Genomic DNA, 22,559 nt, shown 5'->3' with positions numbered 1-22,559 from the left:
GACCAGCCAACAATTTCCGCTGAATCGGTCGAAAATGACCCAAGGTGGACATCACATCGGTTGCTTTTTCCGCCAGGGATAAAGCTATTCTAAATCCTGCGCTGGTAGCTTCAGTTACATGGCGTGGATTGTGGGTTTGGCGGTTTTAGTTTTTTTCTACCGTCGTGCGACACGAGCGGGCGACCGGCTCGCGGAACTGAAACCGACGGGAATGCTGCGCTCGCCGCTGTTCCACGCGCAAACGGCACTCCTCTGCGTGCTCGTGATGCTCATGTTGGCCCCAAGTTATCTGCCTCACGAGCAGTGGGCTGTCGCGGCTTATCTCGCCTCATTGGTCATCGTGCTCGCAGCGCTCTTGCTTGTGCGACGCGCATTGAAATGGCGCTACCCAATTTGAGGCGATCACCTCTGCAACTGGCCCATCGCGTCATTTGCTGCGGCTGCACAACGGCGGTCGCTGTCGGAGCGAAGCGGACATATGCGAATTCATGAGTACGCGCCCTAAGGGCGCGCGAAATCTGATCGCGCTCTGATCGTTGGTTACGAGGATGAAAACAGAAAGCGGCGGATTTTATTGATGGCGTGAATGAACACGTATGACTTGTGCTGTAGATCAGGGTTCATGAGCATATTTTCGATTGCGACATCCGGACTTTCTGCGGCGAGTTTGCGCGTGAACGTGGCCGCGAGCAATATCGCCAACATCCGCACGACCGGCCCGCTACCTGCGTCAGGTGGATCGGGCACATCGGCCGGTGCGGGTAGTCCCAGCATCGGCCCGACTTTTCCCGCGGCTTATGTGCCGCTGCGGGTCGATCAGGTCTCTCAATCGAGCGGCTCGACGCCGGGCGGTACGGTTGCGACCGTGTCGGCGGTTTCGCCGAGCTATATCGCGCAATCCGACCCCGGCGCTCCCTTCGCAAACGAGGACGGCCTGGTCGCCGCGCCCAATGTCGATCTCGCCAGCGAATTCGCTGAGCTTGCGACCGCAAAGTACAGCTTCATTGCCAATGCGAAGGTCATTCAAGCCTACGCCGAGACTGAAGATACGCTGCTCGATATCAAGACGTGATGGCTGATGTCGGCCTGTCTTGCCGGCATCCTACCCGTCCGCCCTCCATCGGCATAACGCCGGGGTAAGGCGTCTCTACCCCAGCTTCGCGCCAAGTTGTTGGAACACGGCCTCGCAAGTCATGAGGTCGAGATGGCCGCCGCCCGCGTTCTTGAAGAAGGTGATGTCGGACGGTGACGTTCGTCCTTGCACGCGGCCGCCGGCGAGGTCGTAGAGGTCGCCGAGGACATCGGTCTCGCTGATCGCGCCGCTCGCGATCGGTTGCAGAATGTCGCCGACGCCGTGGAAGGCGGATTCCCGCCGATCCACGAAGACGCGCGACAGCTTTGCCGCCTCGTCATCGGCTTCGCGCGTTTGTGGCGTGTAGCCGCCGACGAGGTCGAGATGCGTGCCTGGCCGCAGGTTTTGGCCCTTGATCAGCGGTTGATGCGACCTCGTGCAGGTGGTGATGAGGTCGGCCTCGCGCGTCGCGGCGTCGAGATCTGTGATCACCTCCGCCGTCACGCCGTCCGCCGTCAGTCGCTGGGCGAGATCATCCGCCCGGTCCGGGCTCCGATTCCAGATCAGCACGCGTTGCAGCGACGGCCGCGCGGTGCGATGCCCCCGGATCAGCCATTCCGACATCTCACCGGCGCCGACGCAAAGCAGCGTCTCGGGATTCGGTGATGCCAGCAATTTCGTGCCCAAGGCGGAGTCCGCAGCCGTACGCCAATGCGTGATCTCTGTGCCGTCCATCGCCGCCAACGGCCGTCCATTCTTGCCGTCGAACAGCACGCACACGGCCTGCACCGCCGGCATCTTCCCTTCCGCCAGATTGGCCGGAAAGCTGGTGAACATCTTGCTGGCCATGTACCGGCCGGGATCGACCGCGCTCCGGATCACGTATTGCGCCTTCTCACCGCCGAGGAAGGCGTCGAGCACCTCCATCTTCGGCCGGCGGTGCGCTTCTTCCAGGGCCGCGATGAGGATCGGAAACGTCAAAACCTTCGTGACTTCGGTGTCGGAGACAAAGTGCAAGGCAAGATCCTCATGGAAGCGGCCGGCATCCCGGCTTAGACCCGGGTGGCCGGTTCCGCAATGGATTGTCCGCACTGCCTCATCGACTTTGATCCGCGTCAAAATCTCCTTTCCCGGTTCAGGCTAAATGGGATTAGAGTGCCGCCGGGGCAGGCTGGCGCAGGCAGGAGGTCCCATGTCAACTTATGTCGTCAGGTTCATGAAGGACGTGCTCGGCCAGTACGGCCGGCAGATCGAGGTTTGCCAGGGCACGCTCGAAATCGACGCCACCGATGAGAACGAAGCCAGGGAGCGGGCGAAGGCGAGGTTTTGCAAGGACCAGGCGTTGCATCACTGGTCGCTGCATGCCGACCGGATCCAGGTCAAACCGGCTGACTTTCCCTCGTAAGGTTTAACGGCCCGGTGCCGGTAGCGTCGGCGGAGCGGTGACGCCCGCGCCGAGCGATCGCTGCACCATGACCGTGTCCGACCAGCGGCCGTGGCGATAGGCGACACCGCAGAGCAGGCCGGCGCGCGCGAAGCCGAACTTTTCGTGCAACGCCAGCGACGGCGCGTTGTCGGCGTCGATATAGCCGATCATCTGGCGGAAGCCGGCCGCCGCGCACGCATCGATCATTCCCTGCAGCAACAGCCGGCCGACGCCACGGCCGAGATGCTCGTGGTGGACGTAGATCGAATGCTTGGCGGTGTAGCGGTAGGCCGGACGCTTGCGGAACAGCACGGCATAGGCATAGCCGACCACCTCGCCGCGGTAGGTCGCGACCAGATGCGGCAGGCGGGTCTGCTTCAGGTTCTTGCGGCGGTCGCGCAGATCGTCCGGTTCGGGCGCGCCGGTTCCCTCGACGTCGCGCGGCACCCCATTTCGGACGTGATGGCGGTAGATCGCCAGCATCGCCTCGACATCGCTCTCCCGTGAGGGGCGGACCAGAACCGGTTCGTCATCTGTACGCGCAATCGCTGTTTCGTTCATCGGCACCTACTCGGCAACGACGTAAGTATAGAGGCCGATGCGGCCCTGCGCATCGATCTCCTTGTAGACGCCCTGGATCTCCACATCGAAGCCCGGGAACTTGTTGAAGCAGGTCTCGAACATCTTGAGATAATCCACCATGGGCTTGGCCCGCTCCGTCAGCCGCTCGCCAGGGACGATGGTGGCGATGCCGGGCGGGTAGACCACGAAGGGCGTGGTGGCGATGCGGCCCGCGATCGCCTCGATCGGCAGATAGTCGACGTCGTTCTTGAACAGATAGCGCGCGGCATCGCGGGGCGACATCGCGATCTCGGGCATGTGCTCGGGCATGAACTGCCGGGCCTGGAGGGCGCTGACATCGGCGGCGCGGAAGAAGCGGTGCATGTCGCCGCAGAGATCGCGCAGCCGCACGCCGGCATAGCGCGCCTGGCGCCGCTGGTAGAATTCAGGGATGACGTCGGCCAGCAACGCGTTGTCGTCATGCAACCTTTTGAATGCGACAAGTCCGGAGATCAGCGTGCCGGCCTTGCTCGCCTCGACGCCGGGGGTGAGCAGGAAGAGCAGGGAGTTGAGGTCGTTCTTCTCAGGGACGATGCGGTTTTCGCGCAGATACTGCGCGACCACAGGCGCGGGGATGCCGTGCTCGGCATAGGCGCCGGTGGTGCGATCGAAGCCGGGCGTCAGCAGCGTCAGCTTGTTCGGGTCGGTCATGGCAAAGCCTTCCGCGAGATCGGGAAAGCCGTGCCAGTTGGTATCTGGCGAGAGCTGCCACAGCGCCGGATTGGTGGCGAGCTCATCGGTTGAGAGGGTCTCCCAGGCGACGTTGTGCGCGGCGCCGGGGCGGCTGACGTCGGGAATCGCGACGCGATCGGGAACGAAGGGCTCGAAGAACCAGCGGCGATCCGGATTTTGCTCCTTCTCCTCGAACTCCCGGCGCATGGCGCGGATCTTCTTGCGCAGCTCGATGCCGAGCCGGATCGTGTCGTCCCACAGCACCTCGCCCGAGCGGCCCTTCATCATCTGAGCGCCGACGTCGAGAGAGGCGAACAGCGGGTAGAACGGCGAGGTCGAGGCGTGCTGCATGAAGCTCTCGTTGAAGCGGCGGTGTTCGACGCGCCGCTTCTGGCCGCGGATGTGGCGGTCCTTGATGTGGATCTGGGAGGCCTGCGAGAAGCTCGCGAGTTGCTTGTGGGTGGATTGCGTCGCGATGATGCCGGGCGCTTCGGGAGGAAGGTTCGCCAGCCCCATGGCGAAGCGGCCGGCATAGAGCGGGTGGAACTTCATGAAGCCGGCCCAGGCCTCGTCGAACAGGATGTACTCGCAGAGATGGCCGATGCGCTTCAGGATCATCTCGGCGCTGTGGATCGAGCCGTCATAGGTGCACTGCTCGACCACGGCGACGCGGAACGGCCGCTCCTTGCGCCAGGCGTCCTTGTCCGTCACCAGCGGATGGTTCCGGATCGCCTCGCGCAGGGCCTTCTCGTCGAGCATGTCCCAGCGCATCGGGCCGATCAGGCCCCAGGCATTGCGGATGGTCGGTACGTAGACCGGGACGCCGCCATTGATCATCAGCGCGCCATGATGGGCGGCCTTGTGGTTGTTGCGGTCGAACAGAACGAGGTCGCCGTCGGTGACGAGGGCGCCGAGCGCGACCTTGTTCGAGGTCGAGGTGCCGTTGAGCACGAAATAGGTCTTCTCCGCGCCAAAAATCTGCGCGGCTTCTTTCTGCGCCCTCAGGGCGGGACCCTCGTGGGTGAGGAGGTCGCCGAGGTCGAGCACGGAATTGTCGAGGTCGTCGCGGAACACGGATTCGCCGAGATGCTCGACGAAGACCCGGCCGATCGGGCTGCGGTTGTAGAACACGCCGCCATTGTGACCCGGACAGGTCCAGAGCTGGTTGCCTTCCTCGGCATAATCGACCAGCGCGCCGAAGAACGGCGTCTTCAGGTTCTCGGCATATTGCTTGAGCCGGCTGATCAAATTCTTGGCGATGAAGGTCGGCGTCTCCTCGGACAGGAAGACATAGCCGTCGATGAAGTCGAGCACCTCGACCGGCAAATCCTCGAAGCGCTTGCGTCGGATCAGGAGGATGATCGGGAAGTCGAGGCCGCGGCGCCGCATCAGGTTGATCAGCGCCGAGGTCTTCCCCTCGAGGCCCTTCTTGCCCCAGTCCACCACCATGCAGCCGATCGCGGCGTCGGTCTGCACCGCGATCTCGGCGTCCTCCAGTCTGCGGGCCCTCACGACCTCGAAGCCGGAGCGCTGGATCTCCTCGATAATCTGGTTGAAGCGGATGCCTTCCAGATCGTCGGCGTCGAACACAGGTGCGGCGAACAGGAAGTTGAAGCGCTTGAAATAATCCATGGTGTGTCCCGAATGTACTGAGACTGGCAGGTCTCTGCACTTTCGATGACAGTTCTATGACAGTCGCCCGATCCGGCGGGGATCGTGTGACGGGCGATCAGTCCAGCAACTTGTCCAGCGTGATCGGGAAGCGCCGGATGCGCTTGCCGGTGGCGTGATAGATCGCGTTCGCGATTGCCGCAGGCACGCCGACGATGCCGATCTCGCCAAGGCCCTTGACGCCCAGCCTGTTGATCCGGTCGTCGGGTTCGTCGACGAAAATGACGTCGATGTCGTGAACGTCGGCATTCACGGGAATGTGGTACTCGGCGATGTTCGCGTTCATGATCCGGCCGAAGCGGTGATCCATCACCGTCTCCTCGTGCAGCGCCATTCCGATGCCCCAGACCACGCCGCCCATGATCTGGCTGCGGCCGGTCTTGGTATTGAGGATACGGCCGGCTGCGACCGCGCTCACGACGCGCGTGACGCGGATGACGCCCAATTCTTCGTCGACCTTGACCTCGGCGAAGACCGCCGAATGGGTGTTGCGCGCGTGCGACCTGTCCTCCGCGAAATGATTGAGCTTCTGCTTCTCGATCCGCTCGAGCTTGCCATGGCGCATCGCATCGGCGATCGAGACGGCACGAGCCTTGTCGCCGGCCTTGGCGATCGCGCCGTCGACAAGGATCACGTCGGGCGCATCGACGCCGCCGAGGGGCGAGGCGGGCATCGCCTTGGCGAGCCGTGCGAGCTCCAGGCGAATGTCTTCGGCCGCGCCCAGCACGGCGTGCGCGCTCGACGCCGCCATCCAGGAACCGCCTTCGACGGGGGCCTGCGGCAAGGTCGAATCGGCAAGCTTCACGTCGATATTCTCGATCGGCAGCCCGAGTGCGTCGGCGGCCACCTGTGCCACGATGGTGTAGGTGCCTGTGCCGATATCGGAGGCGGCGCAGGATACTTCGGCATGGCCGTTCGACGTCAGCACGATGCGGACGGCGACCGGCATCTGAAGCGCCTCCCACACCCCCGTCGCCATGCCCCAGCCGACCAGCTCCTTGCCGTCGCGCATGGAGCGCGGCGCAGGATTGCGCCGGGTCCAGCCGAAGGCGTCCGCGCCGCGGGCGTAGCATTCGCGCAGCTGCTTGCTGGTGTAGGGCAGGTCTTCGCTCTGGTCGCGGTCCGAATAGCACTTCAGCCGTAGCTCGATCGGGTCGAGCTTGAGCGCGACGGCCAGCTCGTCCATGGCGCATTCGAGCGCGCAGACGCCGGACGCGGCGCCGGGCGCGCGCATGTCGCAGGGTGTGGAGAGGTCGAGCTCGACGAGCTTGTGGGAGAAGAGGCTGTTCGGACTCTTGTACAGCTGTTCCGCCCAGCCGGTGTCATTGCGCGAAAAATCCTCGTAGCGCGACGTCACGGCGGTGGCCTCGTGCGTGACGGCATCGAGCGTGCCGTCGGGCTTTGCGCCGAGCGCGACACGCTCGATGGTCATGGGCCGGTAGCCGAGCCCGTACATCTGATGCCGTGTCAGCACGACACGAACGGATCGCTTGAGTTCGAGCGCGGCAAGCACCGCCAGCACGACCTGGTATTGCGGCCGCAATCCGGAGCCGAAGGCGCCGCCGACATAGGGCGAGACCACGCGGAGGTCATCGTGCTTCTTGTTGAACACACTGCATAGAAATTTATGGACGTTCTGGACACCTTGCGTCTTGTCATGGACGGTAAGCCTGCCGCTGCCGTCGCGGACCACCGTGGTCGCATAGAGCTCCATCGGGTTGTGGTGCTCGGTCGGCAGGACGTAATCCGCCTGGTGCCGGACAGCGGCCCCAGCCAGCGCCGCGGCAGCGTTGCCGCGCGGCTGGTGCGGCCGATCCACTTTGCCGGCCTTCTCATGTTCGGATTCGAGATCGGTCGCAAATGCCTCCCGCTCGTATTCAACACGCACGCGGGTCGCGGCGAATTTGGCGGTTTCCCAGTCATCCGCCACGACGAGCGCGATCGGCTGGCCGTTGAACCTGATCCTGTCGTCATAGAGCGGGCGGAAAGGCGAGCCCTTCTCCGGCGCCACCTCGTCCTTCCAGGCATCGTCATTGTCGGCGAGGGGCGGACGATGCACATGCGTGAGCACGTCGACCACGCCCTTCACTTGCAGCGCGTCGCTGGCGTCGAGGCGAGCGATGCGTCCGCGTGGAATCGTGGCCTCGACGACGAAGCCATGGAGGAGGCCGTCCGCCGGAAATTCGCCGGCATATTTGGCGGCTCCGGTGACCTTGGCGCGGCCATCGACGCGGGACGTTGGCGTTCCGACATAGGCGTTCATCGGTCCCTCACGCGATTTTCTTGTGAGCCTGTGATTGTGGCGTGGCGCTCGCGGCCTGTATCAGCGTACGCACGATGGCGCGGCGTGCGAGCTCGATCTTGAAGCGGTTATGCGCGCGGGCCGTTGCCCCGAGCAGCAGCAGATCGGCCGCGCGCGAAAAGTGGTCCGGCGTCGCCGCCCGGCCGCGCAACGCCGCTTCGGCCTCAAGGCTGCGCCAGGGCTTGTGAGCCACGCCGCCGAGCGCCAGGCGAGCTTCGCTGATCGCGTTGCCATCCAGTTCGAGCGCGGCCGCGACCGAGACCAAAGCAAAAGCATAGGACAGCCGGTCGCGGATTTTCAGATAGCTGTAGTTGCGGGCAAAGCCATGCTTGGGCAGTTCGACGGCCGCGATGATCTCGCCGGTGCCGAGATTTGTATCGACATGGGGATTATCCTCCGGGAGCCGATGGAAATCGGTCAATGCGATCGTGCGCTGGCCGGAGGGACCTGCGATGTGCACGAGCGCACCGAGCGCGACAAGTGCAACGCTCATGTCGGACGGGTTGGTCGCGATGCAGGACGCGCTCGCGCCGAGGATTGCGTGGTTGCGGTTGAGGCCGTCGATTGCCGAGCAGCCGCTGCCCGGCTCTCGCTTGTTGCAGGGCGTCGCCGTGTCATAAAAATAGGCGCAGCGCGTGCGCTGCATCAGGTTGCCGCCAACGGAGGCCATATTGCGCAACTGCGCGGAAGCGCCGGCGAGGATGGCGGCGGCGAGCAGGGGATAGCGCTGCTCGACAAGCGGATGGTAGGCGAGGTCCGAATTCGGCACCAAGGCGCCGATGCGCAGCCCTCCGTCGGCCGTCTCCTCGATGTCGCGGAGCGGCAGACGGGAGATGTCGATCAGCCGGGAGGGCCGCTCGACATTTTCTTTCATCAGGTCGATCAGATTGGTGCCGCCGGCAATCAGCTTGGCGCCGGGATCGGCGGTCAGCAGGCGGATCGCATCGGCGATGTCGGTGGCGCGGGAATACTGGAAGTTGTTCATGGTCGGCCCATTGCCTGCTGGATCGCGCTGACGATGTTCGGATAGGCGCCGCAACGGCAGAGATTTCCGCTCATCAGCTCTCTGATCTCGTCGGCATCCCGGGCGCGGCCTTCGGCCAAAAGGCCCGCCGCCGAGCAAATCTGTCCCGGCGTGCAATAGCCGCACTGAAAGGCGTCGTGGTCGATGAACGCCTGTTGCACGGGATGAAGCGTCCCGTCCTTGGCAAGCCCCTCGATGGTCGTGATCTCGGCACCGTCCTTCATGACGGCGAGCGTCAGGCAGGAATTGACGCGCCGTCCGTCGATCAGCACGGTGCAGGCGCCGCACTGGCCGTGATCGCAGCCTTTCTTGGTGCCGGTCAGCGCAAGATGGTCACGCAGGGCATCCAGAAGCGTGGTCCAGGGCATGAGATCGAGCGTGTGGCCGACGCCATTGACGACGATATGAACTGGAATGCGTTCGGGAATCTCGTGCGTGACATCGCTCATGTCCTGCTCCCTGCGACGGCGACCGAGCCGAGACGTCAGCCGAGCTGACGCGGAGGCGCCGTCGCCTCCGCTTGCCAATGGCGTCCAACTTACGACCGGCTGCTTGGTTCCTTGCCGGGAATTACGGCGCCCGCGACACAGTGTCAGCGCTTGGCTTCGCCGAAAACCACGGTCGGCACCGCGCGGTTCACGATCTCGCGCAGCGCGAAGCTCGATTGGACCCGCGCCACGCGCGGCAGGCGCGACAACTCGGTACGGTGGATGCGCTCGAAATCCTGGATGTCGCGGGCCAGCACGATCAGGATGTAGTCGTCGGTGCCCGACATCAGGAAGCAGCGCACGACGGACGGACATTTCACCACCTCCGCCTCGAACGCCTTCAGCGCCTCGTCGCTCTGGCTCTCCAGCGCAATGCGGACCAGCACCGTCGTGGTCAGGCCGAATTGCGCGAGATCGAGCGCGGCCTGGTAGGCCTGGATGTAGCCGTCGTCCTCCAGCGCCTTCTGCCGCCGCGCCAGCGCCGTGCTTGACAGTCCGACCTTCGCGGCGAGCTCGGTGTGGCTGGCCCGCGCATTGGTGGTGAGTTCCGCGAGGATGGCGAGATCTTTCCGGTCGAGGGCCAAGGTTTCGTTTCCAGCGTGAAAGGGCGTTTGCACGCCGGAAACCGGCGCGGGGAGGTCGAAGCTAGCGGATATTTGCACGAAACCAAACTGGCCACCTCGTTACGATCGTGAGGTGAATCAAAAGGAGCCCAAAATGCGCGTCGGTGTGCCCAAGGAGATCAAGATGCAGGAATATCGCGTCGGGCTCACCCCAGGCGCCGTCCGCGAATATGTCGCGGCCGGGCACCAGGTGACGGTCGAGACCGGCGCCGGCAGCGGCATCGGCGCGTCTGACGAGGTGTACCAGCGGGCAGGGGCCGCGATCGCGGAGAACGCCCGCGACATCTTCGACAGCTCCGACATGATCGTGAAGGTGAAGGAGCCGCAGAAAAGCGAATGGGCCCAGCTTCGCGAAAGTCAGATCCTCTTTACCTACCTCCATCTTGCGCCGGATCCCGAACAGGCCAAGGGCCTGCTCACCTCGGGTTGCACTGCGGTCGCCTATGAGACCGTCACCGACGCGGCCGGTCACCTCCCCCTGCTTGCGCCGATGAGCGAAGTCGCCGGCCGCCTCGCCATCGAAGCCGCCGGCGCCGCGCTCAAGCGATCAGCCGGCGGCCGCGGGGTGCTGCTCGGCGGTGTGCCCGGCGTGCAGCCGGCGCGCGTCGTCGTGCTCGGCGGCGGCGTGGTGGGAACGCAGGCCGCGCGCATGGCGGCGGGTCTCGGTGCGGAAGTCACTGTGATCGATCGCTCGGTTCCCCGTCTGCGCGAGCTGGACGATGTCTTTCTCGGGCGGGTGCGCACCCGCTTCTCGACCATCGAGGCAGTCGAGGACGAGGTGTTCGCCGCCGACGTCGTGATCGGGGCAGTGCTGGTGCCGGGCGCCAGTGCACCAAAGCTCGTCACGCGCGGGATGCTCAAGTCGATGCGGCCGGGCGCCGTGCTGGTCGACGTCGCGATCGACCAGGGCGGCTGCTTCGAGACCTCGCATCCGACAACGCACGCCGATCCGACCTATCAGGTCGACGGCGTCGTGCATTATTGCGTCGCCAACATGCCGGGCGCGGTGCCCGTGACGTCGAGCCAGGGACTGAACAACGCGACGCTGCCGTTCGGCCTGATGCTCGCGAACAAGGGCTTTGCCGCGGTCCTGGAAAATCCGCATTTGCGCAACGGACTGAACGTGCATCGTGGCCGCATAACCAACAAGGCGGTTGCCGAGAGCCTTGGGCTGGAATTTACCCCGGTCGAGAGCGGCCTCGCCGCGTAATGGCTACACTGATTTGCGGTGGCGGCTGCCAAGCGCGGCTTCGATCGTTTCCGGACGCTCGATCCGCTCGATCAGCATGTCGATGCGATCACCACCCCAGAACAGCTCGCCGTTGAACACCATGGTCGGCACGCCGAACACGCCGAGTGCCTCGGCCTCGTCGATGATGCGGTCGTGCTCGACGCGGGCAGAGCCGTTGACGTAGGCTTCGAACTCGCTCGCCGAGCCGCCGCACGCGGTGATGACGTCCGTGATTGCGGCGAGATCGTCGATCTCGAGCTCATGGCTCCAGAATTTGCGGAACACCGTGTCGTGATAAGGGCGGAAGATGCCGAGCCGTTGTGCGAACAGCATGCCGACGCTGGAATAGAAGGCGTCGTAGATCCGGCGTGGCCCCTTCATGACGAGCCCTTGCGCATTAGCATAGCGCCGCGCGTCCATATAGGCGTAACGCACCTTGCGCCAGAAATGCGGCGTGCGCTCCTCGACCGTCCCCATGAATTCGGCGACGCGCAGCGTATAGGGCAGCCATTCGAGCTCGACGCCGCGCGTCTCCTCGAGTTCGAACAGGCGCTTGTTGGCGACGAATGCGTAAGGGCTCTTGTAGTCGGTGTAGATGCGGACAAGCGGCCTGGGCATTGGCGTACTTCCTTTCGAACGCGCGGCGTTGCCTGCCATACGGGAGGCTCATGCCGCATATTCCGTCATTGCGAGCGTAGCGAAGCAATCCAGACTGTCTCCGCGGAAAGACTCTGGATTGCTTCGCTGCGCTCGCAATGACGACGTGGTGAGAGCGCAGCGCCAACGCTATAGCTGGGCGGTGGCGACAACAATTACCCCTTCGTCAGCCTATACTGCCCCAGATCCGGGTCATGCGTCATGCGCCAGTAGTCCACGAACCGCCAGGGCATTGCCGAAAACACGCGGCCGCTCGAATTGCGATAATAGGTGCTCATGCCGGGATGGGTCCAGATCATCGCCTCGTGCTCGGCATCGACCTTGCGGACGTAGTCGTCGAGCACGTCCTGACGGACGTCGATGGCGGCGACGTCTTGCTCGATCATGTCGGCGAGGCAGGCGGAAATATAGCGGCTCTGACATTCCGACTGGAAGATGACGCTGCCGCCATGGGCGGGGCCGGAGTTCGGGCCGAGCATGCAGAAGAAGTTCGGAAAGTCCGGCACGGTGAGGCCGAGGAACGCCGTCGGATTGTCGTTGGCCCAGGCCTCGCGCAGATCCTTGCCGCCGCGGCCGCTGATGTTGAGGCGTGCCGCCATCTCCGTCACCTTGAAACCGGTGGCGACGACGATGATGTCGGCGGGGCGGTGCTCGCCGTCAGCGGTGACGATGCCGTCGCGATCGAAATGATCGATCGTGTCGGTGACGAGCCCGACATTGTCCCGCGTGAGCGTCCTGAACCAGTTATTGTCGAGCAGGATGCGCTTGCCATAGGGCGGATAGGTCGGCACGCATTTGGCGATCAAGTCGGGGCGGTCCTTCAGCTCGGTGAGGATAAAATCGGTCAGCTCCTGGCGATGCCGGTCATTGCCCTTGTTGACGGCGCGCTCCGGATGCGGCCAGGCCGGGTCCTTGCGCAGGAACGGCAGCAGGCCGTCGCCATAGCGCCAGAACATGTTGAAGCGATACCACTGCACATAGAACGGCAGGTGCGCGAGCAGCCAGCGCGCGCCCTCGCTGATCGGATCGGAATAGCCCTTCACAGGGCGCGCCCATTGCGCGCTGCGCTGATAGATCGTGACGGAGGCGACGCGGCCGGCGATTGACGGCACGAGCTGCATCGATGTCGCGCCGGTCCCGATCACGGCAACATGCTTGCCTTCGAGATTGACGTCGTCCGACCACAGGGCCGAATGCAGGATCGTACCCTTGAAATTGTCTTCGCCCTTGAAATGCGCGCGCGAGGGATCGTTAAGCTGGCCGATGGCTGAGACCAGTGCGGTGGATTCAAAAGTCTCTTCGCCGTTCTGGGTCTTCAGCGTCGAGATCCAGCGCCGCTTGCCTTCGTCCCAGCGCGACGCTGTCAGCTCGGTATTGACCCGCAAATGCTTGCGGATTCCGTATTCCTCGGCGACTGTCAGCAGATAGCCGAGCAGCTCCTCGCGCTGGCAGAAATAGCGCGTCCATGCATTGCCCGAGCCGAACGAGTAGGAATAGGAATGGTTCGGCGTATCGACGCCGCAGCCGGGATAGCGGTTAATCCACCAGGTGCCGCCGAGCTCTTCGTTCTTCTCGACGATGGTGTAGGGGATGCCGAGATGGCCGAGTGCGACGCCGAGCGCGATGGCGCAGACGCCGGCGCCGACGATCAGCACATGCTGGGCGGCAAGCTTCTCGTCGGAAGGACGCTTCGTCCACTGCGGCTCGCGCGCCACAAAGCCCATCTCCTCGCGCATCAGCGGTGCATATTCCGGCGCGACGTTCTCGCCGAGGCAGGCGCGCATCATCTTGAGCAGCAGCGCTTCGCCGGGATCGGTGATGACAGGTTTTGGCGTGTCGCCGGCAAACAGCTTGACCACTGCGGCGCGGATCTCGTCCTGGACCTCCCGGGGCACGCCGGCTTCCGGATCGGGAATGAGGCGGATGTCGCGCTTGGGCAGGTACGGCGGCTCGAGCCAGCGCTCATCGCCGGTCATGTGCACCAGCACCATCAGCAGGCAGCGGATATCGCCTTCGGCGATCGCGGAGACGAGATCGAGCGGCTTTGGTGGAGATGCGATGTTCATGGCGTGTCCTGATCTCCGGATGCACTGAAGAGGCCGCGCGTCATCAGCTTGCGATAGGCGGAGATGACGTGGTCGGGCACGGCGGTGACGCCGCCTGCCGAATAGGAGTAGCGGCGACTGAGATAGCCGCGCGCGCCCATCAGCATGTGGACGATGGCCTCGAATTCCTCGTCGCTGTAATCCTCGATCGCGCCGGCCGTTCGCGCGCGGCGCAAGATGCGGACATAGGCGACCGAGATGTTGTCGAGATGTTTCTGGTAGCCGATGGGCGCGAAGAATTCGGCCTCGTTGAGGATGCGCAGGAACTCCGGCACCTCGCGGATAAAGTCGAAGAAGGCGGAAAAGCGCGCGATCTCCTGCCGCGCGGCATCGGCGGTGCCGGTGCGGGCGCGGATGAATTCCACCATGTCGAGGCCGATCTTCGGCAGCAGCTGGTCGAGCAGCTGCTGCCGGTTCTCGAAATGATTGTAGAAGGTGCCTTGCGCGACGCCGGCTTCTTCCGTGATGCGGGCGACGGAGGCCTCGGCGTAGCCATGCTTGCCGACGACCTTCGTGGCGGCGTCAAAGATCTTCTGCTTGGTCCAGGCGTTGCGCTCGACGCGGTTGAGCTTTGTGACCTTGGCATTCGCTTGCGTCATTCAGAGGTCTCCAGCTCGGCGCGCAGCACGCGCTTGAGGATCTTTCCGCTCGGATTCCGCGGCAGGCTGTCGCGGATGACGAGCTCCTTCGGCACCTTGAAGCTCGCCAGGCGCGCGCGGCAGTGCTCGGTGAGGGCAGGGAGTTCAAGGCTCGCGCCTTCGGCCAGCACGACGATGGCGACCGGCCGCTCGCCCCAGCGCGCATCGCGCAGCCCGATCACTGCGACTTCGCGCACTTCGGGCAAATCGTAGATGACGCGCTCGACCTCGGAGGAGGCGATGTTCTCGCCGCCCGAGATGATCATGTCCTTCTTGCGGTCGGTCAGGTACAGGAAGCCTTCCTCGTCGAGATAGCCGACATCGCCGCTGCGGAACCAATCGCCGAAGAAGGCCGCCGCCGTCTTCTGCGAATCCTTCCAATAGCCGCGCGTGATTTTCGGTCCGCGCAGGCAGATCTCGCCATTGACGTTCGGCGGCAGCCTCTCTCCGTCCTCGTCACGGATCTCGATCTCGACATGGGCGATGGCGCGCCCGGTCGAGCCGATCTTCTCGATCTCGCGGCCGGCTTCCATGAAAGTGTCGCCGCCGACGGTCTCGGTGAGGCCATAGGCATCGATGTAGCGCGCATGGCGGAAGAACTCCGAGAACGCGCGGATGCGCACCTCCGGCGTCTTCTCGCCGCCGCCGATCGCCCATCTCAGGCTGGAGACGTCGTAGCGATCGCGGGTGGGGCAGGTGAGCATCGCGGTGGTCATCACAGGCGCGAACCATGCGGCGTTGAGCTTGTCCTCGGCGATCGCCGCAAGCGCGGTCTCCGGCTCGAAACTGCGTTCGATGCGGATGAAGCCGCCATGCCAGAGCACGGCGATGCCCGGCAGGTCGAGCGCGCCGACGTGATAGAGCGGGCCGACGACGAGCAGTCGGGTCTCGGCGCTGATGCCGAGCGCGATGGTCTGGTCGGCGGACTTCCAGTAGAAATTATCGTAAGTGAGCATCACCCCTTTGGGGCGGTCGGTCGTACCCGAGGTGTACATCAGCCGCATCAGGTCGGACGGCGCGCGGACGTGCATCGGCGCGGGTGCGGCCTCGCCCGCGAGGTGCGTGATGCTTTGCTGCGCGGCTTCGTTCAGCACGACAATTTTCGCGCCCGCTGCATTCGCGGCGAGTTCTTCATCGACGATCAACAACCGCGCGCCGGCATTGCCGGCGATGAAGCCGACCTCGTCGCGTGACAGTCGAAAATTGATCGGCAAGAACACCGCGCCGAGATGGCTGGTGGCGAAGATGAGCTCCAGGAACGCCGCGCTGTTCTTCATCAGCACGGCCACGACGTCGTCAGCGCCGATGCCCTGCGCGACGAGCCAGCCGGCCGCTTGCCGGATGCGCGCATCGAAATCGGCGTAGGAGATCTCCTCGCCGCGATATTTCAGCGCGGGCCGGTCCGGCGTGCGCCGGGCATGAAAGGTGATGAAGCTCGAAAGATTGATCATTTTGCGGGTTTTGGGCCGATTACCGGCCTCGCTTCCTCCTTTGATGAATTATGACTCGTAATTCATCTTTGGCTTGACGTCACCCCCTGCCTCTGAAATTGTTGGGAACACGGAGACGAGACGATCTCCGGCAAGGGACCAGGAAACGCCGACCCGAAAGAGGGAGGGGAAAATGACGAGAACCCGCATGCCGGGCATCAGCCGCCGTTCAACGCTGGCGCTGATGGGTGCCGGTGCGATGAGTGTTGCCGCACCGTGGGTGGCGCGCGCGCAAGCCAAGACGATCAAGATCGGCATGCCGACGATTCTGTCGGGCCGCGTCGCGCAGCTCGGCACATCGTCGCGCAATGCGGTGATGCTCGAGGTCGACAAGGTCAACGCTGCCGGCGGACTTGCCGGCCGTCAGATCGAGATGGTGATCCGCGACTCCAAGGGCCAGCCGCAGGAAGCCGCCCGCGTCGCGCGCGAGCTCGTCAACACGGATGGTTGCGAGTGGCTGATCGACGGCGAGGCGTCGTCCGGATCGTTTGCGGTTCACGAAGTGGCGCGCGATCTCGGTGTGCTCTGCGTCCACACCTGCTCGGAGGCGTCCTCGCTCACGGCTGATCCGAAGCAGCACATCCCGAACGCGTTCCGCTGCGTGCGCCAGGGCATCCACGATTCCATCGTCGGCGGCAGCTATGCCGCCTCGATCGCGAAAGCCAAGGGCCTGAAGAAATGGGCGACCTGCTCGCCGGACTATGCCTATGGCCGCGACACCACCGGTGAGTTCACGCTGTACCTGAAGCGCTTTGCGCCCGACGTCGAAATCATCAGCGAGTCCTGGCCAAAACTGTTCCAGCCCGACTACACCGAAGTGGTGACGAAGATCCTCCAGGCCAAGCCGCAGGCGTTGTATTCCTGCCTCTGGGGCGGCGATCTCACCTCCTATATCGACCAGGCCAACATCTACGCGATGTTCGGCCAGATGGAGGTGTTCGCGGTCAACATGGCCGACTACACCGCGCTCACCGTGGTGAAGAACTTGCCCAAAGGCATCCACTCCGGCAACCGCTACATCAAGACCTTCCCGACCACGCCGGAGAACGCCGCCTGGGGCGATGCCTACAAGGCCAAATACAACGAGTACCCGACCAACTGGTCGTGGCAGAACGCAACGGCCGTGATGTTCCTGGCCGAAGCCGCCAAGAAGGCCAACTCCACCGACGGCAAGAAGATCGCGGAGGTGCTGAAGGGCCTCACCATCAAGTGCCCGTTCGGCGCCGACGGCACCGTAACGATGCGCGGCGACGACCACACGCTGGTCGGCTATGCCATCGGCTGGGGCACCACGATCCCGCAGGAGCCCTACGTGCCCGAGGTCAGGGCCGGCGACTGGAAGACCATCTTCGAGCTCGAGGCCGAGTGGAAGAAGAGCAAGGGCTACACCTGATCCGATGCGCGGCGGGGACGGGCGACCGTCTCCGCCGTTTCTATTTGGCTCTCCGCGCCAGGTCCGGCGCGTCGCAATGAAAGTGCTCCCGTGGATCTCGACGCGCTCGCCGGCTGCCTCTCCAGCTCCGCCTGCCTGGTGACGCAAACCACCAGCGGCCTCATCATCGGCATGCTCCTGTTCCTGGTCGCAGTCGGGCTGACGCTGATCTTCGGCGTGCTCAAGGTCGTCAATTTCAGCCACGGCGCCTTTTATATGTTCGGCGCCTATTTCGCGATGACGGCCTATCAGCTTACCGGGAGCTTTGCGCTTGCGATGCTCGCGGGGGCGGCCGGGACCGCGCTTCTCGGCCTGATCTTCGAGCGCGTCTTCATGAGCCGCGTCTATGGCGCCGACGTGCTGATGCAGCTGCTCGTCTGCTACGCCTTCGTGCTGATCTTCGACGATGTCGTGCGCATCATCTGGGGGCCGGAATTCAGGTCGATGGGCATGCCCGCGGCATTCCAGGTGATGCCGCTGTTCATCGCCGGCGGCGTTGTTCCGCCTTATTACCTGCTGCTGATCGGCGTCGCGCTGGTCGCGGCGATCGTGCTCGGCATCGGGCTCTCGCGCAGCCGCATCGGCAAGGTGATCCGGGCGGCGGCACATAATCCCGGCATGGTCTCGGCGCTCGGCATCAACACCGGCCTGATCTATGGGGGCGTGTTCGCGCTCGGCGGCATGCTGGCTGGCCTTGCCGGTGCGCTCGCGGCGCCCGTGCGTTCGCTCACGCCCGGCATGGGATTTTCGGTGCTGATCGAATCCTTCATCGTCACCGTGATCGGCGGCATGGGATCGATCCTGGGCGCTCTGATCGGCGCGCTGCTGCTCGGCCTTATCCGCTCCTTCGGCTCGCTCGGCTTTCCCCTGTTCACGGAAGGCCTGATGTATCTGTTCATGGTGATCGTGCTGGTCTCCAAGCCCACCGGCCTGTTCGGCAAGGAGGCGGCATGACTGAGCTCGAGGCCGGACGCGCCGAGACGCTGGCGCCGGTGCGCAGCGGTGCGGCGCTGCAACGCTATCGCGACGTCCTGATCGCCGTGATCGCGTTCGCCGTGCTGGCGAGCCTGCCGCTGTTCACGGGCAGCAAGGCGCTGCTCGATTTCGTCATCCGCTGCTCGGCTTACGGCCTGTTCGCGACCTCGCTGAACCTGCTGGTCGGCTACACCGGTCTGACCTCGTTCGGCCACGGCATGTTCTTCGGCCTTGGCGCCTACGGCTTCGGCCTGATCATGCAGAAGCTGGGCGTGCCGATTCCCGTGGCCTTCATCGCGACGCTGGCGATCACGGCGGTGATCGCGGCAATCATCGGCGCGATCTGCGTGCGGCTGAAGGAGATCTATTTCGCCTTCGTCACACTCGCCTTCCAGATGCTGATCCACTCGACCATCTTGTCCTGGGCGTCTTTCACCGGCGGCGACCAGGGCCTGCGCGGCGGCATTCCGCGACCCGTGTTTCTCGGCATCGATCTTGCCAACCACGTCCATCTCTATGTCGCGAGCTGCGCGCTCCTGATCCTCGGCCTGCTCGCGATGCGCCAGATCGCGCAATCGCCGTTCGGCTACACCTTGCGCATGATCCGCGACAACGCCGCGCGCGCGAGCTTCCTCGGCATCGACGTCTGGCGGGCAAAGCTGACAGTCTTCGTGCTGGCGGCGCTGTTCGCGTCGATGGGCGGCATGGTGATGGCGCTGTTCGTCTCCGGCGCCTATCCGGAATTCGCCTATTGGACGATCTCGGGCGAGGGCATCTTCATCAACATGCTCGGCGGCGTCTCGACCTTCCTGGGGCCGATGGTCGGCACCGTGCTGCTGCTTCTGCTCAACGACACCGTCACGCGCTTCACCGAGTACCACGGCATCGTGCTCGGCGTGGTCATCCTGTTCTTCGCGCTGGGCCTGCGCAAAGGCCTGCTGGATTTCGTCGCCGACTGGTTTTCGCACCGGCGCGACGCAGGCGAGGGGCGCTAGCGATGCTCGAGATCCGCAACCTCGCAAAATCCTTCGGCGGCGTGAAGGCGACCAACGACGTCACGCTCGACTTTCCCGACGGCTCGCTCACCGCGGTGATCGGCCCGAACGGCGCCGGCAAGAGCACGTTCTTCAACCTGATTACGGGCGCCTTGAGGCCGGATTCCGGTCAGGTTCTGCTCGACGGCATCGATCTCGCCGGCCGCTCGCCGCCGGAGATCGTGCGCCACGGCATCGGCCGCGCCTTCCAGGTGGCCAGCATCTTCAAGTCACTGACGGTGCAAGAGACCATGCTCGCCGCCGTCAGCGCCGATCAGCGCTCGTCCGCGGTGCTGCACAAGCGCTTTCCGTTGCCCGAGACGCGCGACCGCGCCGAGCATGTGATGGAGCTGCTGGGCCTCGCGGGAAAGCGCAATCGCACGGCCGCAACGCTGTCGCATGGCGACCAGAAACTGCTCGACATCGCACTTGCGCTGGTGCTCGAACCAAAGGTTCTGCTGCTGGACGAGCCGACTGCCGGCATGGGCCCGGAAGAGCGCTGGCGCATGATCGACAAGGTGCGCGAGCTCTGGGAGACGCAGAAAATCACGGTCGTCTTCATCGAGCACGACATGGACATCGTGTTCAAGATCGCCCCAAAGATCGTCGTGCTCTGCTACGGCCGCATCCTCGCGACCGGCACGCCCGACGAAATCCGCAACAACAGTGCCGTGATCGAGGCCTATCTCGGCACCGAACATGCGGGGGCTGCCGCATGAGCGCGACCATTATCGAAGTCGCCGATCTCGACGTCTACTATGGCACGAGCCAGATCCTGTTCGGCGTCGGCCTCTCGGTGCGGCAGGGCGAGACCATGGCGCTTTTGGGCCGCAATGGCGCGGGCAAATCGACGACCATGAAGGCGATCATGGGACTGGCGCCACCGCGGCGGGGCAGGATCAGCCTGCGCGGCGCGGTGATCTCGGGCCAGAAGCCGCACCATATCGCGCGCGCCGGTCTCGGCTTCGTGCCGGAGGATCGCCAGATCTTTCCGGAGCACACGGTCGAGGACAATCTCGTCATCGGTCGCAAGAAGGGGCCGGAAGGCCAGGACGAGTGGCCGATCAGGCGCATCTACGACGTCTTCCCGCTGCTGGAGCCGCTGCGCCATCGCATTGCCGGACGTCTCTCGGGCGGGGAGCAGCAGATGCTCGCCATCGCGCGCACGCTGATGGGCAACCCGGCGCTGTTGCTGCTCGATGAGCCGAGCGAAGGCCTCGCGCCGATCATCGTGCAGCGGATCGGCGAGCTGTTGCGGCAGCTCCGCCAGCTCGGTGCGACCGTCCTGATCGCCGAGCAGAACATGCATTTCTGTCTCGGGCTTGCCAGCCACGCCACGGTCATCGACAAGGGCCAGATCGTCTATGCCGCCGGGATCGACGAGCTGAAGGCCAACGACGCGATCCGGCGGCGTTATCTGGCCCTCTAAGCCGTGGTTACGGTGCCCGAATAGGGCAAAAGAAGAAAACTATTGCCTCGGGGGTGCCCGACGGAAGGAGTTTCCCCTCCGCAGGGCAAAAACGCCAATCGCTTCCATTGCCGTTTGGGGCCGAAACGACGACATTCCCATCACGATTTGATGGATTGACGGCCATGGAACGCACCGGATTTGAACCCTTCGGCGAGCAGCTGGTGTCCGCAACGGACGCCCAGCCGAAGTCGCGCGCCTCAAAGCTCCTGCTGCGGGCCGGCACCACGGTGTTCTGGTCGCTGGTCGCGGGCATCGTTTTGGCGCGCGCGGCCTTCTTCGAGCCGGGCATCTATGACGGCTTCAGCCGGGTCGCCTCGCTCGCCAAGAGCCTGATCTTCTGATCCCGCTTATTCCGGGCTGAGGAGAGAATTTCTCTCGGCCCTGATATGCCGAAAACTTGTTCCCCAGTGAGAGCGTGGTGCGTATAAATCTTTCTCCTCTGGGAGAGATTTGTGTCGCAGAATCAAGCATCCAGCCCGACCGACGCCAAGCCGACCACTGCCCTTAGCCGCGTCGTCGCGCTGATTCCCGGCATCCTCCTCTGCATCGCCGTCGCCGGTGTCTCGGCCCTGCTCGAGCACCTGGAGCTGGGCGTTTTCGAGCATCCCTATGTCGAGGCGCTGGTCATGGCCATCCTACTCGGCATGGCGCTGCGCAGCTTCTGGAAACCCGCGCCGCGCTGGCAGGCCGGCATCGCCTTCAGCGCGAAACAGCTGCTCGAAGTCGCGGTCATGCTGCTGGGGGCCTCCATCAGCTTTGCTGCGATCGCGGCTTCCGGCATCGCGCTGCTCGCCTCGATCGCCGCGGTCGTCGTGGTCGCACTCTGCGTCTCCTTCGGGATCAGCCGGCTGCTCGGCCTGTCGACGCGCCTGTCGATCCTGATCGCCTGCGGCAACTCGATCTGCGGCAATTCCGCGATCGCAGCCGTGGCGCCGATCATCGGCGCCAACAGCGACGAGATCGCATCCTCGATCTCCTTCACCGCCATCCTCGGCGTGATGATGGTGCTGGGCCTGCCGCTGCTGATTCCGCTGCTGCAATTGTCGGCCACGCAGTACGGCATCCTCGCGGGCCTCACCGTGTACGCCGTGCCGCAGGTTCTGGCCGCGACGGTGCCGGCCGGGCTCATCTCGACGCAGATCGGCACGCTAGTGAAGCTGATGCGCGTGTTGATGCTCGGGCCCGTCGTCGTCGGTCTCTCCCTGGTCGCCTCGCGCTGGCATGCCGGCGCCAAGAAATCCAATGTCGGCTTCTTCCGCCTGGTCCCCTGGTTCATCCTCGGCTTCCTTGCGCTGGCGACCCTGCGTTCGCTGGAGATCGTGCCCGGCACGGTGGTGGGACCGGTGACGAAGATCACGAGCTTCCTCACCGTCGTCTCCATGGCCGCGCTGGGGCTGGGCGTCGATGTGAAGGTGCTGGCGAATGTCGGCGGCCGCGTAACCGCGGCGGTGACATTGTCGCTGATGCTGCTGCTCGGCATCAGCATCGCGCTGGTGCACTGGTTTAAGTGATTAAGCGAAACTGCCGTAGGGTGGGCAAAGGCGCGAAGCGCCGTGCCCACCATTCAATTCGGCACATGTACAAGATTGGTGGGCACGCTCCGCTTTGCCCACCCTACGAGATCGCG

22 protein-coding genes are annotated in these 22,559 nt (G+C 64.3%); 11 read left to right on the top strand and 11 right to left on the bottom strand.

Features of this window, described 5'->3' with window-relative positions:
- Nucleotides 1-118: 118 nt before the first annotated feature.
- Together BJ6T_RS31665 and BJ6T_RS31660 are read left to right on the top strand one after the other, a co-directional pair.
- Nucleotides 119-397 carry a hypothetical protein gene (locus BJ6T_RS31665; RefSeq protein WP_014496642.1) on the top strand — a complete coding sequence of 93 codons (279 nt, stop codon included), beginning with the start codon at nucleotides 119-121 and terminating at the stop codon, nucleotides 395-397.
- 225 nt (nucleotides 398-622) lie between these two features.
- Nucleotides 623-1,072, top strand: coding sequence for a flagellar basal body rod protein FlgC (locus tag BJ6T_RS31660; RefSeq protein WP_028169604.1), 450 nt, complete (start codon nucleotides 623-625; stop codon nucleotides 1,070-1,072).
- 75 nt (nucleotides 1,073-1,147) lie between these two features.
- Here BJ6T_RS31660 and BJ6T_RS31655 read toward each other — a convergent pair whose 3' ends face one another.
- A complete protein-coding gene (locus tag BJ6T_RS31655) occupies nucleotides 1,148-2,089 on the bottom strand; it encodes an ornithine cyclodeaminase family protein (RefSeq protein ID WP_014496640.1) in 942 nt (313 codons plus the stop codon).
- Nucleotides 2,090-2,264: 175 nt separating this feature from the next.
- On the opposite strand from BJ6T_RS31655, the gene BJ6T_RS47565 reads away from it, so the two are divergent.
- Nucleotides 2,265-2,477 (top strand): hypothetical protein, encoded by a 213-nt coding sequence (locus BJ6T_RS47565; protein ID WP_014496639.1) that lies wholly within the window; start codon nucleotides 2,265-2,267, stop codon nucleotides 2,475-2,477.
- Between the two features lie 3 nt (nucleotides 2,478-2,480).
- Here the strand turns inward: BJ6T_RS47565 and BJ6T_RS31645 are convergent, their stop codons facing one another.
- From BJ6T_RS31645 to BJ6T_RS31620, 6 genes are all read right to left on the bottom strand, one after another.
- Entirely contained in the window at nucleotides 2,481-3,059 is a 579-nt protein-coding gene (locus BJ6T_RS31645) for a GNAT family N-acetyltransferase (RefSeq protein ID WP_014496638.1), read from the bottom strand.
- Nucleotides 3,060-3,065: 6 nt separating this feature from the next.
- On the bottom strand, nucleotides 3,066-5,423 hold the full coding sequence (locus tag BJ6T_RS31640; protein ID WP_014496637.1) for an Orn/Lys/Arg family decarboxylase: 2,358 nt from the start codon (nucleotides 5,421-5,423) through the stop codon (nucleotides 3,066-3,068).
- 97 nt (nucleotides 5,424-5,520) lie between these two features.
- Nucleotides 5,521-7,725 (bottom strand): xanthine dehydrogenase family protein molybdopterin-binding subunit, encoded by a 2,205-nt coding sequence (locus tag BJ6T_RS31635; protein WP_014496636.1) that lies wholly within the window; start codon nucleotides 7,723-7,725, stop codon nucleotides 5,521-5,523.
- Nucleotides 7,726-7,732: 7 nt separating this feature from the next.
- A complete protein-coding gene (locus tag BJ6T_RS31630; protein ID WP_014496635.1) occupies nucleotides 7,733-8,749 on the bottom strand; it encodes an FAD binding domain-containing protein in 1,017 nt (338 codons plus the stop codon).
- Complete coding sequence (locus BJ6T_RS31625; RefSeq protein WP_014496634.1) at nucleotides 8,746-9,237, bottom strand: (2Fe-2S)-binding protein; 492 nt, start codon at nucleotides 9,235-9,237, stop codon at nucleotides 8,746-8,748. Before BJ6T_RS31625 ends, BJ6T_RS31630 begins: the two co-directional genes overlap by 4 nt.
- Before the next feature lie 143 nt (nucleotides 9,238-9,380).
- Nucleotides 9,381-9,860 (bottom strand): Lrp/AsnC family transcriptional regulator, encoded by a 480-nt coding sequence (locus tag BJ6T_RS31620; protein WP_014496633.1) that lies wholly within the window; start codon nucleotides 9,858-9,860, stop codon nucleotides 9,381-9,383.
- A gap of 133 nt (nucleotides 9,861-9,993) precedes the next feature.
- On the opposite strand from BJ6T_RS31620, the gene ald reads away from it, so the two are divergent.
- Entirely contained in the window at nucleotides 9,994-11,109 is a 1,116-nt protein-coding gene (gene ald, locus BJ6T_RS31615) for an alanine dehydrogenase (protein WP_014496632.1), read from the top strand.
- A gap of 3 nt (nucleotides 11,110-11,112) precedes the next feature.
- On the opposite strand, the gene BJ6T_RS31610 is transcribed toward ald, so the two are convergent.
- From BJ6T_RS31610 to BJ6T_RS31595, 4 genes are all read right to left on the bottom strand, one after another.
- Nucleotides 11,113-11,748 (bottom strand): 2-hydroxychromene-2-carboxylate isomerase, encoded by a 636-nt coding sequence (locus BJ6T_RS31610; protein ID WP_014496631.1) that lies wholly within the window; start codon nucleotides 11,746-11,748, stop codon nucleotides 11,113-11,115.
- 194 nt (nucleotides 11,749-11,942) lie between these two features.
- Entirely contained in the window at nucleotides 11,943-13,853 is a 1,911-nt protein-coding gene (locus BJ6T_RS31605; protein ID WP_014496630.1) for a flavin-containing monooxygenase, read from the bottom strand.
- Nucleotides 13,850-14,491 (bottom strand): TetR/AcrR family transcriptional regulator, encoded by a 642-nt coding sequence (locus tag BJ6T_RS31600; protein ID WP_014496629.1) that lies wholly within the window; start codon nucleotides 14,489-14,491, stop codon nucleotides 13,850-13,852. The genes BJ6T_RS31605 and BJ6T_RS31600 overlap by 4 nt, the downstream gene beginning before the upstream one ends.
- Complete coding sequence (locus BJ6T_RS31595) at nucleotides 14,488-15,981, bottom strand: AMP-binding protein (RefSeq protein ID WP_014496628.1); 1,494 nt, start codon at nucleotides 15,979-15,981, stop codon at nucleotides 14,488-14,490. The genes BJ6T_RS31600 and BJ6T_RS31595 overlap by 4 nt, the downstream gene beginning before the upstream one ends.
- Nucleotides 15,982-16,153: 172 nt before the next feature.
- Here BJ6T_RS31595 and BJ6T_RS31590 point away from each other — a divergent pair, with 172 nt between their 5' ends.
- The 7 genes from BJ6T_RS31590 (at nucleotide 16,154) to BJ6T_RS31560 (ending at nucleotide 22,443) form a co-directional block, all read left to right on the top strand.
- Nucleotides 16,154-17,413 carry an ABC transporter substrate-binding protein gene (locus tag BJ6T_RS31590; protein ID WP_028169605.1) on the top strand — a complete coding sequence of 420 codons (1,260 nt, stop codon included), beginning with the start codon at nucleotides 16,154-16,156 and terminating at the stop codon, nucleotides 17,411-17,413.
- Between the two features lie 90 nt (nucleotides 17,414-17,503).
- Entirely contained in the window at nucleotides 17,504-18,406 is a 903-nt protein-coding gene (locus BJ6T_RS31585) for a branched-chain amino acid ABC transporter permease (protein ID WP_014496626.1), read from the top strand.
- The gene (locus BJ6T_RS31580; protein ID WP_014496625.1) at nucleotides 18,403-19,422 is read left to right on the top strand and encodes a branched-chain amino acid ABC transporter permease; all 1,020 of its coding nucleotides are present in this window, start codon (nucleotides 18,403-18,405) and stop codon (nucleotides 19,420-19,422) included. The genes BJ6T_RS31585 and BJ6T_RS31580 overlap by 4 nt, the downstream gene beginning before the upstream one ends.
- A 2-nt stretch (nucleotides 19,423-19,424) precedes the next feature.
- Nucleotides 19,425-20,180 carry an ABC transporter ATP-binding protein gene (locus BJ6T_RS31575; RefSeq protein ID WP_014496624.1) on the top strand — a complete coding sequence of 252 codons (756 nt, stop codon included), beginning with the start codon at nucleotides 19,425-19,427 and terminating at the stop codon, nucleotides 20,178-20,180.
- Nucleotides 20,177-20,890, top strand: a complete 714-nt coding sequence (locus tag BJ6T_RS31570; protein WP_014496623.1) for an ABC transporter ATP-binding protein — start codon at nucleotides 20,177-20,179, stop codon at nucleotides 20,888-20,890. Before BJ6T_RS31575 ends, BJ6T_RS31570 begins: the two co-directional genes overlap by 4 nt.
- Nucleotides 20,891-21,054: 164 nt before the next feature.
- Nucleotides 21,055-21,273 (top strand): hypothetical protein, encoded by a 219-nt coding sequence (locus BJ6T_RS31565; RefSeq protein WP_014496622.1) that lies wholly within the window; start codon nucleotides 21,055-21,057, stop codon nucleotides 21,271-21,273.
- Nucleotides 21,274-21,384: 111 nt separating this feature from the next.
- Nucleotides 21,385-22,443 carry a YeiH family protein gene (locus BJ6T_RS31560; protein WP_014496621.1) on the top strand — a complete coding sequence of 353 codons (1,059 nt, stop codon included), beginning with the start codon at nucleotides 21,385-21,387 and terminating at the stop codon, nucleotides 22,441-22,443.
- Nucleotides 22,444-22,559: the final 116 nt, after the last annotated feature.

Source organism: Bradyrhizobium japonicum USDA 6 (assembly GCF_000284375.1).
Lineage (GTDB): Bacteria > Pseudomonadota > Alphaproteobacteria > Rhizobiales > Xanthobacteraceae > Bradyrhizobium > Bradyrhizobium japonicum.
The sequence above is the reverse complement of the archived record's forward strand: the minus strand, read 5'-3'. Positions and strand labels throughout refer to the sequence as shown.

Coding starts and splice junctions, on each gene's coding strand:
- BJ6T_RS31665 (WP_014496642.1), top strand. CDS start 119: ATGGCGTGGATTGTGGGTTTGGCGGTTTTAGTTTTTTTCTACCGTCGT.
- BJ6T_RS31660 (WP_028169604.1), top strand. CDS start 623: ATGAGCATATTTTCGATTGCGACATCCGGACTTTCTGCGGCGAGTTTG.
- BJ6T_RS47565 (WP_014496639.1), top strand. CDS start 2,265: ATGTCAACTTATGTCGTCAGGTTCATGAAGGACGTGCTCGGCCAGTAC.
- BJ6T_RS31645 (WP_014496638.1), bottom strand. CDS start 3,059: ATGAACGAAACAGCGATTGCGCGTACAGATGACGAACCGGTTCTGGTC.
- BJ6T_RS31640 (WP_014496637.1), bottom strand. CDS start 5,423: ATGGATTATTTCAAGCGCTTCAACTTCCTGTTCGCCGCACCTGTGTTC.
- BJ6T_RS31635 (WP_014496636.1), bottom strand. CDS start 7,725: ATGAACGCCTATGTCGGAACGCCAACGTCCCGCGTCGATGGCCGCGCC.
- BJ6T_RS31630 (WP_014496635.1), bottom strand. CDS start 8,749: ATGAACAACTTCCAGTATTCCCGCGCCACCGACATCGCCGATGCGATC.
- BJ6T_RS31625 (WP_014496634.1), bottom strand. CDS start 9,237: ATGAGCGATGTCACGCACGAGATTCCCGAACGCATTCCAGTTCATATC.
- ald (WP_014496632.1), top strand. CDS start 9,994: ATGCGCGTCGGTGTGCCCAAGGAGATCAAGATGCAGGAATATCGCGTC.
- BJ6T_RS31610 (WP_014496631.1), bottom strand. CDS start 11,748: ATGCCCAGGCCGCTTGTCCGCATCTACACCGACTACAAGAGCCCTTAC.
- BJ6T_RS31605 (WP_014496630.1), bottom strand. CDS start 13,853: ATGAACATCGCATCTCCACCAAAGCCGCTCGATCTCGTCTCCGCGATC.
- BJ6T_RS31600 (WP_014496629.1), bottom strand. CDS start 14,491: ATGACGCAAGCGAATGCCAAGGTCACAAAGCTCAACCGCGTCGAGCGC.
- BJ6T_RS31595 (WP_014496628.1), bottom strand. CDS start 15,981: ATGATCAATCTTTCGAGCTTCATCACCTTTCATGCCCGGCGCACGCCG.
- BJ6T_RS31590 (WP_028169605.1), top strand. CDS start 16,154: ATGACGAGAACCCGCATGCCGGGCATCAGCCGCCGTTCAACGCTGGCG.
- BJ6T_RS31580 (WP_014496625.1), top strand. CDS start 18,403: ATGACTGAGCTCGAGGCCGGACGCGCCGAGACGCTGGCGCCGGTGCGC.
- BJ6T_RS31575 (WP_014496624.1), top strand. CDS start 19,425: ATGCTCGAGATCCGCAACCTCGCAAAATCCTTCGGCGGCGTGAAGGCG.
- BJ6T_RS31570 (WP_014496623.1), top strand. CDS start 20,177: ATGAGCGCGACCATTATCGAAGTCGCCGATCTCGACGTCTACTATGGC.
- BJ6T_RS31565 (WP_014496622.1), top strand. CDS start 21,055: ATGGAACGCACCGGATTTGAACCCTTCGGCGAGCAGCTGGTGTCCGCA.